This is a genomic window from Actinomyces sp. Marseille-QA0893 (assembly GCF_976954355.1).
Genome location: NZ_CDRJSY010000002.1, coordinates 244,711 through 257,086, shown reverse-complemented (window position 1 = coordinate 257,086; position 12,376 = coordinate 244,711). Strand labels below are relative to the sequence as shown.

12 protein-coding genes and 1 tRNA gene are annotated in these 12,376 nt (G+C 58.1%); 8 read left to right on the top strand and 5 right to left on the bottom strand.

What is annotated here, in order from left to right; translation table 11 throughout:
* Positions 1-40 precede the first annotated feature (40 nt).
* Both metX and ACWNMW_RS04055 read left to right on the top strand, forming a co-directional pair.
* Positions 41-1,201: a homoserine O-acetyltransferase MetX gene (metX, locus tag ACWNMW_RS04060; protein WP_299059379.1), complete on the top strand. Its 1,161-nt coding sequence runs from the start codon at positions 41-43 to the stop codon at positions 1,199-1,201.
* A gap of 101 nt (positions 1,202-1,302) precedes the next feature.
* The gene (locus tag ACWNMW_RS04055; RefSeq protein WP_449490115.1) at positions 1,303-3,147 is read left to right on the top strand and encodes a carbohydrate-binding domain-containing protein; all 1,845 of its coding nucleotides are present in this window, start codon (positions 1,303-1,305) and stop codon (positions 3,145-3,147) included.
* A 387-nt stretch (positions 3,148-3,534) separates the two neighbouring features.
* Here ACWNMW_RS04055 and ACWNMW_RS04050 read toward each other — a convergent pair whose 3' ends face one another.
* On the bottom strand, positions 3,535-4,191 hold the full coding sequence (locus ACWNMW_RS04050) for an SA1002 family membrane protein (RefSeq protein ID WP_449490114.1): 657 nt from the start codon (positions 4,189-4,191) through the stop codon (positions 3,535-3,537).
* Between the two features lie 109 nt (positions 4,192-4,300).
* On the opposite strand from ACWNMW_RS04050, the gene ACWNMW_RS04045 reads away from it, so the two are divergent.
* From ACWNMW_RS04045 to ACWNMW_RS04030, 4 genes are all read left to right on the top strand, one after another.
* Positions 4,301-4,861, top strand: a complete 561-nt coding sequence (locus ACWNMW_RS04045) for a DUF4956 domain-containing protein (protein WP_449490113.1) — start codon at positions 4,301-4,303, stop codon at positions 4,859-4,861.
* Positions 4,862-4,915: 54 nt separating this feature from the next.
* The gene (locus ACWNMW_RS04040; RefSeq protein ID WP_449490160.1) at positions 4,916-5,719 is read left to right on the top strand and encodes a polyphosphate polymerase domain-containing protein; all 804 of its coding nucleotides are present in this window, start codon (positions 4,916-4,918) and stop codon (positions 5,717-5,719) included.
* A 135-nt stretch (positions 5,720-5,854) separates the two neighbouring features.
* A complete protein-coding gene (locus tag ACWNMW_RS04035; RefSeq protein WP_034500451.1) occupies positions 5,855-6,319 on the top strand; it encodes a RidA family protein in 465 nt (154 codons plus the stop codon).
* 115 nt (positions 6,320-6,434) lie between these two features.
* A complete protein-coding gene (locus ACWNMW_RS04030) occupies positions 6,435-7,019 on the top strand; it encodes a DUF2249 domain-containing protein (RefSeq protein WP_449490112.1) in 585 nt (194 codons plus the stop codon).
* A 351-nt stretch (positions 7,020-7,370) separates the two neighbouring features.
* On the opposite strand, the gene ACWNMW_RS04025 is transcribed toward ACWNMW_RS04030, so the two are convergent.
* Positions 7,371-7,443 (bottom strand) — tRNA-Thr (locus ACWNMW_RS04025).
* A gap of 172 nt (positions 7,444-7,615) precedes the next feature.
* Here ACWNMW_RS04025 and hemH point away from each other — a divergent pair.
* Entirely contained in the window at positions 7,616-8,641 is a 1,026-nt protein-coding gene (gene hemH / locus ACWNMW_RS04020; protein ID WP_449490111.1) for a ferrochelatase, read from the top strand.
* Positions 8,642-8,712: 71 nt separating this feature from the next.
* On the opposite strand, the gene ACWNMW_RS04015 is transcribed toward hemH, so the two are convergent.
* Together ACWNMW_RS04015 and ACWNMW_RS04010 are read right to left on the bottom strand one after the other, a co-directional pair.
* A complete protein-coding gene (locus ACWNMW_RS04015) occupies positions 8,713-10,029 on the bottom strand; it encodes a chloride channel protein (RefSeq protein ID WP_449490110.1) in 1,317 nt (438 codons plus the stop codon).
* A gap of 11 nt (positions 10,030-10,040) precedes the next feature.
* Positions 10,041-10,496, bottom strand: a complete 456-nt coding sequence (locus tag ACWNMW_RS04010) for a MarR family winged helix-turn-helix transcriptional regulator (RefSeq protein ID WP_295894346.1) — start codon at positions 10,494-10,496, stop codon at positions 10,041-10,043.
* A gap of 232 nt (positions 10,497-10,728) precedes the next feature.
* Between ACWNMW_RS04010 and ACWNMW_RS04005 the strand changes: the two genes are divergently transcribed.
* Positions 10,729-11,055: a histone-like nucleoid-structuring protein Lsr2 gene (locus tag ACWNMW_RS04005; protein ID WP_299062193.1), complete on the top strand. Its 327-nt coding sequence runs from the start codon at positions 10,729-10,731 to the stop codon at positions 11,053-11,055.
* 149 nt (positions 11,056-11,204) lie between these two features.
* On the opposite strand, the gene ACWNMW_RS04000 is transcribed toward ACWNMW_RS04005, so the two are convergent.
* On the bottom strand, positions 11,205-12,209 hold the full coding sequence (locus ACWNMW_RS04000) for an asparaginase (protein WP_295894353.1): 1,005 nt from the start codon (positions 12,207-12,209) through the stop codon (positions 11,205-11,207).
* Positions 12,210-12,376: the final 167 nt, after the last annotated feature.

The following is a 12,376-nucleotide window of genomic DNA, read 5'->3' as shown; positions in this document are numbered from 1 at the left end:
GGCCAGCCCGCGCAATCTCGAGGTAAGTAAGGAAGAAACCATGAGCCGACGTGAACTTGGACCGATCCCCGTCAGCGGTGCGTGGACGCCTAATGACCCCGTCGCATTCCGTCAGTTTGCGCACTTGGGGCCCCTTCGCCTCGAAAATGGTTCATTCCTGCCGGAAGTGACGCTGGCCTACGAGACTTTGGGCACGCTCAACGAGGACCGATCGAATGCGATCCTCGTGCTGCACGCACTCACGGGTGACGCCCACATCTCGGGGCCGGCGGCTCCCGGCCAGCTCACCGCGGGCTGGTGGGAAGAGGCCGTCGGACCGGGCAAGCCCCTGGACCCCGAGCGCTACTTCCTTGTCGTTCCCAACGTTCTCGGTGGTTGTCAGGGAAGCACGGGCCCGGCCTCGGCAGCGCCTGACGGGCAGCCGTGGGGCTCGCGTTTCCCCGTCATCTCAACGCGCGACCAGGTTCAGGCCGAGGCGCGGCTGGCGGATTACCTCGGGATCCCCACGTGGAACACGGTCATCGGCGCTTCCCTGGGTGGACACCGCGCGCTCGAGTGGGGAGTGAGCTTCCCGCTGCGCTGCGAGCGCTTGGTTGTTGTCGCCTCGGCGGCGTGTACGAACGCAGAACGCGCGGCTTGGGCGCACACGCAAATCCGCGCCATTGAACTGGATCCCAACTGGCGAGGCGGAGACTACTACGACCAGGAAGAGGGGCCCCACGCGGGACTAAACCTCGCGCGACAAATCGCACACGCCACCTACCGCTCCCCCGAAGAACTGGACGCACGCTTCGGGCGCGCACCCCAGGACCGCGAGGACGTGTTGAGCGGCGGGCGTCTGGCTGTCCAGTCCTACTTGGACTACCACGGGGCAAAGCTCGTGCGTCGTTTCGATGCGGGCTCCTACGTCTCCTTGTGTCGCACGATGCTGAGCTACGACATCGGTCGCGATCGCGGGGGGATCACCGAGGCGCTGCGACAGATCACCGCGCGAACCCTGGTGATTTCGGTGGACTCGGACCGGTTGTTCTTCGCGAAGGAAGGACTCAAGGTCGCTGAGGGAATTCCCGGTGCGCAATACGCGTGCCTGTCTTCTCCTCACGGCCATGACGGCTTCCTCATCGAGTACGACCAGCTCAATCGAATCCTCGAGGATTTCCTGGAAAATCAACCTTCTTTCATTGATTCTTCGGCACTGTAAAGGCGCAGTTTTCTTTCTTATGTGAGGCCTGAGCTAGGCACAGCTCATTCATAGAGTCGGCTGGCTCAATTGGATCATCACGATCCACGAAAGGACCTCACATGAAAACGCCAGCTTCGACTCTTGCCCGTTTGTCGGCAGTCGCCGCGGTCGGTGCGCTCGCGCTGAGCGCTTGCTCCTCGACTTCCGGCACCGCGTCGGCCTCGTCGGCCGTCACTGCGAAGGCCGCCTCAAGCTCATCGGTTTCCGCGGAATCCGGAACTGTTATTGCTCCCCCGAACGCTGCCGAGGCCTTAGCTGCGAACGCGAAAGCCTCCCACGTTGAGGACAGCGCGTGGGATGCTTCTTCGGCTCAGGCCATTACTTTGAACGGAAGCAGCGCGAGTACCTCGGCATCAGGAGTGAAGATCGAGGGCTCCACGGTGACGATCACCCAAGCTGGCGTATACAAGCTTTCTGGAACGCTCAATGGCCAGGTTAAGGTCGAGGCCGGGACCGATGCCCAGGTCGTCTTGATCCTTGACGGTGCGACAATCACGAACTCTTCGGGTAGCGCCATTAATGTGGTCTCTGCGGATGATGTTGTTCTGTCATTGAATGGTTCAAACACCGTCACTGACGGCACGCCTTCGGATACAAACGCTGAAGACAATGCGGCGATTTACTCCGATGCAGATCTCACCATTACGGGTAGCGGTTCACTGACGGTTAATGCCAACTACAACGACGGCATTACCAGCAAGGATGACCTCTACATTCTGTCGGGTAACATCACGGTTACCTCGAAGGACGATGCACTTCGTGGCAAGGACTCGCTGACCGTTGCCGGCGGAACTATCAAGGTTACTTCAGGAGGGGACGGCCTGAAGTCTGACCAAGATAGCGACACCACTAAGGGCTACGTCAATATCACCGGCGGCACCATCGAAATCACCTCTACGGGTGACGGCATCCAGGGTGAAACTGACGTCATCATCACCGGCGGTGATACGACGATCATTGCCGGTGGCGGCGCTTCATCTGGAAAGGACTCCAACAATTCCACCAAGGGAATTAAGGCCGGTGTCTTCCTCATTGAAGACGGTGGCGAAGTCACGATTGACTCCGGTGACGATGGTTTGCACTCCGATGGTGCAATCCGACTGACCTCGGGAACGATTGTTGCTTCGACTGCTGATGATGGTATCCACGCTGAGGGTGCGGCAGTTCTTGACGGTGCGAAGGTCACTGTTGAGCAGTCCAGCGAAGCCCTTGAAGGTGGTTTGATCACCATCTCCAATGGCGAGGTCAATCTGACCTCCAGTGACGACGGTATCAATGGCTCCGGCTCGACCACTGTTGCAGCAGTTGAAGCGGCAAAGACCGCGACCAAGACGACCACGACCAACAACGGACCAGGTGGCGGTGGTTCCATGCAGGACACCGGTGAGAAGATCCTGATCTCGGGCGGCACTATCACGGTGAACGCCGGCGGTGACGGCATCGACTCCAATGGCTCGGTGGAGATTAGCGGCGGTAACACGATCGTTTACGGTCCCACGGATGGCGGGAACGGAGCACTGGATTCGAATGGTGAATTCTTGGTCAGCGGTGGAACGCTTCTTGCCATCGGTTCTTCCGGAATGGCTGAATCGCCTTCGACCAGCTCTTCACAGGGATGGCTGCAGGCTTCAGCTTCCGGTAACGCGAACTCGACCGTGACCATTAAGGACTCCAGCGGAAAGGTCTTGGCCAACATCAAGGCAGCAAAGACCTTCCAGAATGTGGTCTTCTCCTCTGCGGATGTGTCGAATGGTCAGAGCTACACGGTGAGTGTGGATTCCAATTCGACCTCTGTCACTGCGGGTCAATCGACCGGCAGTCAGGGCGGTCCCGGTGGGGGAGCGCCCGGTGGGCAAGGCGGTGCTCCTGGTGGACAAGGCGGAAACCGTCAGGGCGGCCGCTGAGTGAAAGAGTGGGGGGATGCGACTTCGGTCGCATCCCCCCACTGCTCGTTTGTCTGCGGGTTTTCCCGTCTTGTGCGTCGCTCCCGTGGACCCACCCAAACCAGTGGACCCACCCCGCAGATCCACCCCACCCCGCGGACAAAGTGTGTCTGAACGAGAGGCTCGTGAGCGTATATGGTCGGAATCGGTCGAGCAATGACGCACTTTGTCCACGCGCACGTATGCGCAGGGTGCCCAGCTAGAACCTGACGCGGCCTTTGAACGCAGCCGAGGGCTCGCTTGAATGTAGCCGAGGCGGTCAGCTTGAACGCAGTTGAGTCGGAGGGCTAACGAACTCTGTCGACAGGGCGTAAACCCTGCAGCGGCATAAGTTTTGATTCAGTCGGGTCAAGCCGATTCTGTAGGGCTTTGAGCTAGCGCTTTTTGGTTTTGACGGTGACTAAAATGTAGGCGCTCGATGACAACCATGACCCATGTTGAGAACAGCACCGGCTGCAAAATCAGGTTGATATTGTCCGGAGAGAGCAAGATCGTAAACATATAACTCGCGTTCGCATTACCGGATTCAGATGCAATCAAATCACTCAGGCCGTTAAAGAAGAACTGGTAAATCGCCAGAAATAGTGTCATCCATTGGATGACGTACTCGGCGACTTGGAAGGTTTCTTCACTCACTTCAAGACGTGGGAAACGTCTAATCGCTGCGCGGTGAATGTACGACTGAATGAGCGCAGCAGCCAAGATAAAAGTCAGGGTCATGAGTAGGAAAGTTCCTCCACGGAACTTACCTCCGGCAGTGGAAATTGTTCCCTCTGCAGCGGCGGAAAGAGCAGGTTGTCCTTCCGCAAAGCGTGAAACGATGACGAAACCCGTGACGAATATTGAGAGGAGCGCGGCAATCAGCACCATGTTGATCAGGGCACTCAGTGCGAGGTAGCCAACTGCACGCGCGAAGACCAGTCCGCGACGGTTACGACCGTACACAGCAAAGCCGCAGGCGATAACAAGAGAAATAGTTGTCACCGTATAGAACGCCGTGAGCATGACACCTCCAAACAACGCATGCCTGGGTCAAGTTTCGCACATAGCTCATTCATAGACTCCACTGGCTCAATAGTTACGTCACGCACGAAACAAGCTTGAGGAGCATCAAATGAGCGCACTCACCACAGCGATGGTTCTCCCGATCATCATCGACCTCTTCGCAATGTTGATCCTGGTTGGAGCCCTCTACTACCCCCGCCACCGACGCGCCGATCTTGTCGTCGCATTCTTTGTTGTCAACATCGGCGTCCTTGCGGTCGCTAGCGTCATGGCAAACTCGACGATTTCCGCAGGCCTAGGACTTGGCCTCTTCGGTGTCTTGTCGATTATCCGACTGCGCTCCGACGAAATCAGCCAGCGCGAAATCGCCTATTACTTTGCTTCCCTTGCCATTGGCCTGCTCCTTGGCATGAGCACCGCGATCTACTCCTATGCAATGGTCGCATTGGTCCTTGCCACTTTGGCCGTTGGCGATTCGACGCTGATTCTTGGCCGTTCGGGCTCGCAGCAAGTCCAATTCGACCGCGCAATCGCGGACGAGCAAGAACTTCGCCAAGCGCTTGAGGCTCGCATGGGTGTCAAGGTGACCGGAGTCAAGGTCATCAAACTCGACATGGTCAACGATCTCACCTTGGTTGACGTCCGCTACCGGGTCCCGGCCAGGCGCTGAGCCCACGCAAACGACCACCCCAGCCTCGGCCTCGTGAAAGAACTGGAGGACACCATGACGCACGAACTACATAACCTGACGAATCTGGAACGAATCAGCCTCGATGACATGAACGCGCGCGCCGCACTGCTCACGCGAGTCGATCGCAAGTACGTCGTGCCGACGGATCGCTTGGATGAACTCATCGCGCTCATGAACCCCGCAACGCAGGTACTGGAAATCGGGGGGAAGATTGAGCAGCGCTATGCCTCGTGCTACTTCGATACTCCCGAGCTGCACTCCTTCATGGACACCGCGCACAAGCGCCGCCGCCGCTACAAGGTCCGCACGCGCTCCTACCTCGATTCGGAGCTGGCCTTCCTTGAGGTCAAGACCCGAGGGCCGCGAGGGCACACCGTCAAGAAGCGCATGGCCTACGACTTCGCTCAAGCAGCGCGGATGGAACTCAGCCGCGAGGGCCGGCTTTGGGTGGCCGAAAGGCTCGAGGCCGCTCAGTGCTTTGACGGCGTTGGTCGGGTTCATTCCCTGGTCCCCGTGCTCTCTGGAACCTATACGCGTTCGACGCTTCTCATGGCAGATGGTCAGGGGCGCGCGACGATTGATACCGAGCTGCACTGGGACTCGTGGGGTCATGAGCTTCAGGCTCCCCACATCGCCATTATTGAAACGAAGTCTGGCGCTGCTCCGTCTGAGCTGGACCGACTGCTGTGGGCGAATAGGATCCGGCCGTCGCGTATTTCGAAGTACGCGACTGCGATGGCTCTGCTGACTCCGGACTTGCAGACAAACCGATGGACTCGGGTCATTGATCGTTTCTTCACGATGAGGCCGACGGTTCAGCAGGCGCTTGCCGCATGAGCAGACCGCGGGGTTGATCCCGTACACAAGCTGTCCCGCGAAGTGTGCGTGATGACCCAGAGGTGCTGCGCGGGACTACGCTGGGGGGTGTGGAGATTCCACGCCCCCCAGTTCTGATGAAATCGTGAGGAAAAAATGACACTGCCTTCGGAAAAACTTGCTGAGCTCGGCCTTGAACTGCCAGAGGTTGCCAAGCCTGTTGCCGCCTACGTCCCAGCCATTGAGGATCGCGGTGTTGTGCGCACCTCCGGCCAGCTTCCCTTGGAAAACGGCGAGTTGGCCTGCATTGGCGCGGTTGGTGAAGATGGTGCGGATCCCGAAGACGCCTACGAGGCCGCGCGGATTTGCGCGTTGAACGCGATGGCGGCTGCGGCTGCAGTTGCGGGCGGTGTGGATCGTCTGGCTTCGGTAGTTAAGGTGACTGCCTTTGTTGCTTCCTTGCCGAATTTCTATGGGCAAGCTGCTGTGGTCAATGGCGCGTCTGAACTGCTGGGCGAGGTTTTTGGCTCGCAGCACGCGCGTTCGGCTGTGGGTGTTGCAGCCTTGCCGCTGAATGCCTCGGTCGAGGTCGAGGTGGAGTTTGCACTCCGTTCCGAGTGAACGGGATCGCTCAGCGCTCTATTTAGCAAGGATTTAAACTGAAATAAAGGTCTGTGTGCGGGCGTTCCCGTGAGTACCCGCTGGTTTACAGCTTTATTCCAAGGAAGAGGACAAAATGGCAGAGACTTTGCCCGAGGCAGCAGCGCCGGGAACTGGACAGCAATTCAAGCTGGTTGACGTATCGACCACCCCCTCTGAGGGCGGCTGCGGTTGCGGTTGTGGCGGCCACGGAAAGAAGGAACAGGCTGCTCCTGCAGCACCTGCAACTGAGTCGCACGGAGGCTGCGGCTGCGGTGGGCACGGGCATAAGGCTGAGGCCGCGCCCGCACCCGAGTCACACGGTGGTTGCGGTTGTGGCGGCCACGGACACGCTGCCCAGGAAGCTCCGAAGGCTGAGGCATCTGCTCACGGTGGTTGCGGCTGCGGTGATCACGGTCAGGGAACCGCGCACGTCGTTTCGCAAGATCCCGCCGTTCGCGAGGACGAGCTTATTATTCACTCCCTGCCCAAGGTTGTTCGCCACGCACTGCTGTTTGCTGCGATGGACAACCTGCCGCTTGGGGCATCGCTGATTGTTGTGGCGCCGCACCAGCCGGCTCCTCTCTTCAACTACCTGCAGGAAAGCGAATCGCACTACCGTGTCGAGACAATCGAGACCGGTCCGGTCGACTGGCGCTACCGCGTGACGCGTCTGTCCTGATCTTTGGACGCTCAATGCCCGCGAGCCCCGCGCTCGCGGGCATTTCTGTGTCTGGTGTCCCCGAGTTTTATATCGCCACTTCATCTCCGTTTGGCCTCCCCGGACAAAGTGCGTCAGAACGGGGAAGGATTTGGACTCCTGCCCCGAAAGTCTGAGAGCAATGACGCACTTTGTCCGATGTACCGAGGTGACGAGCAACGCCCCGCCGGGTAGCCGCGCCACTCAGCCGACTGGCCGAGCGTGGCCCCGCTACCTGGCCGATCCGTGGCCCCGCCACGTGGCCACGTGTCCAGTTTCAATGCGAAGACCCGAAATGCCAGCGAGATTTCGCTGGCATTTCGGGTCTTTCTGAGCCGCCTGTGGGAATCGAACCCACGACCTATTCATTACGAGTGAATCGCTCTGCCGACTGAGCTAAGGCGGCCGGGCCATTCCTCACTCCCAAACAGAAGTGGAGAAAAGCTACCGGAAGTACTTTAGCGGTATCCGCTTCGGAGAAGCAAACGTTGTGCTGCTGCGATGGTGTGTGATTACCCGCACGTACTCTCGCTCATGCCCGCCCCTACCTGCGCGTTCCTCGGGTGTTACCCTAAATTGTGTTGACAGAACATGACGAAACGTCAGAAAACCCAGCGGAGATTCCCGTCGTCGTCCTTGTGAATCTAGGAACGCCCGATTCGCCCCATCCTCGCGATATCCGCCGCTTTCTCCGAGAGTTCTTGAGCGATCGCCGAGTGATCGAAATGCATCCCCTCATGTGGAAGCCGATCCTCGAATGCATGATCCTTCCCCTGCGGCCCCACCGCATTGCCGCCAATTACCGGTCGATCTGGACCCCCGAGGGCTCCCCCCTCATGGCGCAATCCATCGCGCAAACCAAGGCTCTGACAACTTCGCTCTCATCCAAGGCTCGCGTTGCGCTCGCAATGCGTTACGGTCAGCCCTCGCTCGAATCCGTCCTCGACGAGCTCTACTCGCAGGGACACCGCCGCGTGCTCCTCATTCCGACCTATCCCCAGTACGCGGCCTCGACAACGGCAACTGTCACCGATGCTCTTTCTCACTATCTGCTGAGCCGTCGCGACCAGTTTGAAGTGCGGACCATTCGTTCTTTCCCAACCGAACCCGCCTATATCGAGGCCCTCGCGCGCTCCATCGAAGACACCTGGGCCGAGCGTGGGCGTCCGAACTTCGCCGCGGGCGACAGGCTCATTGCCTCCTTCCATTCGATCCCACAGAAGATGCATGACCAGGGCGACCCCTACCGCAGCGAATGCGTGGCAACCGTGGAGGCGTTGCGGGCCCGCCTCGATCTGTCCAACGATGAACTCCTTGTGACTTTCCAATCCGTCTTTGGCCATGCCGAGTGGCTTGGCCCGGCGACGATCGACACGGTCGAGAATTTGGCGCGCCAGGGGAGTGACCGCCTCGACGTCATTTGTCCCGGTTTTATGGCGGACTGCCTCGAGACTGTTGACGAAATTGCCCAACTCAACCGGGAAACTTTCCTGGAGGCAGGCGGCTCAGAGTTCAACTACATCCCGTGGGGAAATGCCTCTCGCGGTGCCATCGAAACTTTGGAGGCCCTCGCCCGGCGCGGGCTTGCGGGTTGGATTGATTGACGAGGCCGTGGGGGAGTTAGGTAGCGCCCCGCGCCTTGGTGCTCACCGACGAGGCGGCGCCAAGAAATCCCCTAGGCTTCGGCTCGGCGCGTGCGAAGTTGCGTCCAGAGGCGCGAGGCGCCGACACCTAGTCCGAGCGCGATCGTGGTTGGAACCAAGAGTGTCGCGCCTCGGTGTGTAAATTCAACCACCAAGCAGAGCGCGGTTAGAGGGGCACTCATTGATGTGCCGAGGAAAACAACAGCGCCAATGAATGCGAAACACACAATGGCTGTCGTGTCGCCGGGGTAGATGTGTGACCAGATGACGCCGAAGATCGCCCCGCAGGAGCCGCCAAGTGCAAGGCCTGGCGTTAGCGTGCCACCCCATGCGCCCGAGCGAATCGTGGCGAGCGTTCCGACGAGCTTCGTCACCCCATCGATAAACAAAGAAACGAGAAGCGCCAGGCCGATGCCAGATGCCGCGCGTGCTCCTTCACCCAGAATCGCGCCGTCAAAAGCTAACTGCGCGGTGGACTGGCCATTCCCGGCAATCGATGGGACCCAGATGGTAATGACCCCGATCAGTGTGAAGGTGGGGATCATCCATGCGAGCAATTTCCACCCGGTAGGTCGCGCGGCAGAACAGGACTTCACCGCGCCCTTGAAAAGGGTGCCCAGAACGCCAAGTAGGGGACCGACGATAACGGCCCACAGGGTGAGGGAAGCGGTTGGGACAAGCTGCGCGGCCTCGGGAAGGGAATAGAAAGGCTCGGTGCGCACCCAGCCGTGTGCGACCAAAACCGCACCGCCGCTAATGACTAAGGCGGGCCAGATGGTGCTTGCGCTGACTTCGAGAAGAAGAATCTCAAGCGCAAACACGGCACCAGAAAGGGGGAGCGAATAGACAGCGGCGAGGCCTGCGCCGGCTGCGCAGCCGACAATGATCCGGCGTTGCGGGGGAGTTAGTCCGAGGAGATCCGAAATCTTCCCACCAAGGGACGCGCTAATCTCGCGGGGAGCAACTTCTCGTCCAATGGAGGCCCCCATTCCCACAATGAGGATCTGATTAAGCGAATGCCAGAGTGTGAGCCAAAAAGGCATCTTTTGGCCATCGACTGCTTGTGGAAGAGAGACAGGCTTCCCGCCCATGCGGGCGTAGAGGTACCAGGACAATGCGCCGAGGATGCCCGCTCCGCTTAAAGCAAGGACGCGGTGCCACCAGGGAACTGAAGAGATCGCCTGAAGAAGCGTGCCATCGAAGTGACCAAAAACAAAGTGCTCAATGATGTGGAGAAGATGCGAACACCCGGCGCCCACAAGCCCTGCAGCAACTGCGGTAATCGCAACCGCGAGCCCCATTCGAAGGCGGGGAGATTGTGCAGAGATTGGGAAACCGGGTGTACTCACATTTCTTGAGACTAGTGACGTTTCTCTACTTCGTCCAAACGTGTATTCACATCTGAACCCACGCGAATGATCACGCTGAGGTCTTCGTCGGAAATGTCATCGCTGATGATGTCACGAAGAAGAGCTCGTTCAACGCGCTGCGCCTTGGCGATGAGTTCCTTACCTGAGTCTGTAATCGTGATTGTTCCGCCGCGACGGTCGAACTCGTAGGGCGTGCGCACAACGAGGTTGCGGCTGGCAAGGCGACGATAGGTGTGGGTCAATCGCGAGGGACTAAAAATGACCGATTGGGCAAGTTCTCCCATCCGGATTCCGATTTCACCGGTTGATGCGACCTCATCAAGGACGCGGTACTCGCCGAGCGACAGTCCGAAATCGCGCTTGAGTGCAACCTCAAGAGCCGCGGAAGCCCTAGTAATAGTAATGAAAAACTGTTCGATCTCGCGAGCACGCTTTTCTTGGTTCATGTCCCTTCTCCGTTTTGCGTTCAGCACCGAGGATTCTCTAACAAAAGGACAGTTTATAGACTTTGGTCAGGCCGTTCAACGCTCAAAAGCGAAATTGAGACAGCAAAATTGACCCCTCAGCGGATTATTAGTCCCCACATAGAATGTGATAACTTTTGATTAAATGTGCATTGCTTGATTGAAGAGGGGCTATTTCTCTCCCAAGCGAATGAGTTTTCGAAAGGTGAAAACTGTGCAGAAAAAAGTTGTTGTATTAGTCGACGACCGTGATGGGTCAGTTGCCGAACAAACCATTTCTTTTGCCTTCAAAGGTGTATCGTACGAGATCGATCTTTCGAAGGAGAATGCCGAAGAGTTTGAGCGAGTGATCTCCCCTTGGATCTCAGCAGCGCGTAGGGTTGGTGGACGATTGAATAGTCGCCGAGCAGGTCAGTCTGCTGCCCCTGAATCAAAGAGTTCACAGGTGCGGCGCTGGGCTCGTGAAAAAGGTATTTCTTTGAGTGAACGCGGACGTATTCCGACGGCAATTATTGAGCAATTCGAAAAAGAGAATCGCTGAGTATTCCTGAGGAAAATTGCTCTTTATGCGGGGTGTTTTAAAACAAAACACCCCGCATTTACTTGTGTATCCAATACGTTTTGTATTGAGTGGTCAGTTTTTGAAGCTGCTTACGGAGCGTCTATCGATTGCGCAAATGTGCAGGTCAGCTAGGCAATAGTTGGGAGATTGACCTCTCCGGCAATAGACCGGTTCATCCACTGCGCGAACTGATCACCACGAATTTCCTGCGAAAGCAAGAAGATTGTCTTCGAGTACAGAGCTTCCAAGGTCATGTCATGAGCACTGATGGCCCCTAAACGTGCCAAGGCGCTACCAGCCTCGTAATGACCCAGAACCACTTCGGATTGATAACACTGGGAAGCCACGATCAGCGGAACATCCTGCGCACGAAGCCCTGCAAGAACATCGACAATTCCCGGGTCGGAAGCCGGGATATTGCCGACGCCATACGCGCGAATAATGACGGCCTCGGGTGCGGGAGTCAACATTGCGCGCAGACGCTCGGCAGACAGCCCGGGAACAATATCGATGACCGCTACGTCGTGACGAGTATAGGGAGCGGGCTTCGCCCAGCCCTCACCCGCCTCGATGCCGTGGTACCACTGCCACGGGGCGCCGGTTCGCGCTACCGGCAAAGTCGAAGGGGAATCAAAGCCGGCAAAAGCCCATGACGAAGTTTTTGTCGCGCGATTGCCTGCCAAGAGCGTGTGGCCAAAGAACAGGGTGACACCTCGAACCTGCGGACTTCCAGCAGCGCGCAAAGCACCGGTAACATTCGCCGATGCATCCGTACCGACTACCCCCAGTGGATACTGCGAGCCCGTGAAAACAATCGGCTTCTCAAAATCGGCCAGCGCATAGGACAGCGCTGCTGAGGTGTAAGCCATCGTGTCTGTGCCATGCAAAACGATAAAAGCATCCGCACTATCGGCGTGAGAACGAACATCGTCGATGATGATCTGCCAATGGATAGGCGTCGTCTCAGAAGAATCAACCAAAGGGGAGAGCTGAGAAAGAGAAACCTGCCCAGAGAGCTCAATACCGTCCAATTGCGCATCGAGCCATGAGGCCAGGTCCGCGCCCGGACGCAAGCCGTCGGGAGAATCAACCATTCCGATGGTGCCTCCGGCGTAGGTTACGTGGATCCTCATGATGGTCCTCTTCTGTCACGCGGACGATTGGAAGTGAAGCGAGATTCTGGGCGCAAGCGGATGGTCGGCGCGGCCTCGGCAATCGAAGAAAATCTATCGCGAATGGACAGCTCCATGCACGCCATCACCCCGGGGATTTTCTTCAAGACGCCGACTCCGGCGCAAAC

Bases quoted from the DNA above. Each gene is read 5' to 3' on its own strand.
- metX (WP_299059379.1), top strand. From the start codon at position 41: ATGAGCCGACGTGAACTTGGACCGATCCCCGTCAGCGGTGCGTGGACG.
- ACWNMW_RS04055 (WP_449490115.1), top strand. From the start codon at position 1,303: ATGAAAACGCCAGCTTCGACTCTTGCCCGTTTGTCGGCAGTCGCCGCG.
- ACWNMW_RS04050 (WP_449490114.1), bottom strand. From the start codon at position 4,191: ATGCTCACGGCGTTCTATACGGTGACAACTATTTCTCTTGTTATCGCC.
- ACWNMW_RS04045 (WP_449490113.1), top strand. From the start codon at position 4,301: ATGAGCGCACTCACCACAGCGATGGTTCTCCCGATCATCATCGACCTC.
- ACWNMW_RS04040 (WP_449490160.1), top strand. From the start codon at position 4,916: ATGACGCACGAACTACATAACCTGACGAATCTGGAACGAATCAGCCTC.
- ACWNMW_RS04035 (WP_034500451.1), top strand. From the start codon at position 5,855: ATGACACTGCCTTCGGAAAAACTTGCTGAGCTCGGCCTTGAACTGCCA.
- ACWNMW_RS04030 (WP_449490112.1), top strand. From the start codon at position 6,435: ATGGCAGAGACTTTGCCCGAGGCAGCAGCGCCGGGAACTGGACAGCAA.
- ACWNMW_RS04010 (WP_295894346.1), bottom strand. From the start codon at position 10,496: ATGAACCAAGAAAAGCGTGCTCGCGAGATCGAACAGTTTTTCATTACT.
- ACWNMW_RS04000 (WP_295894353.1), bottom strand. From the start codon at position 12,209: ATGAGGATCCACGTAACCTACGCCGGAGGCACCATCGGAATGGTTGAT.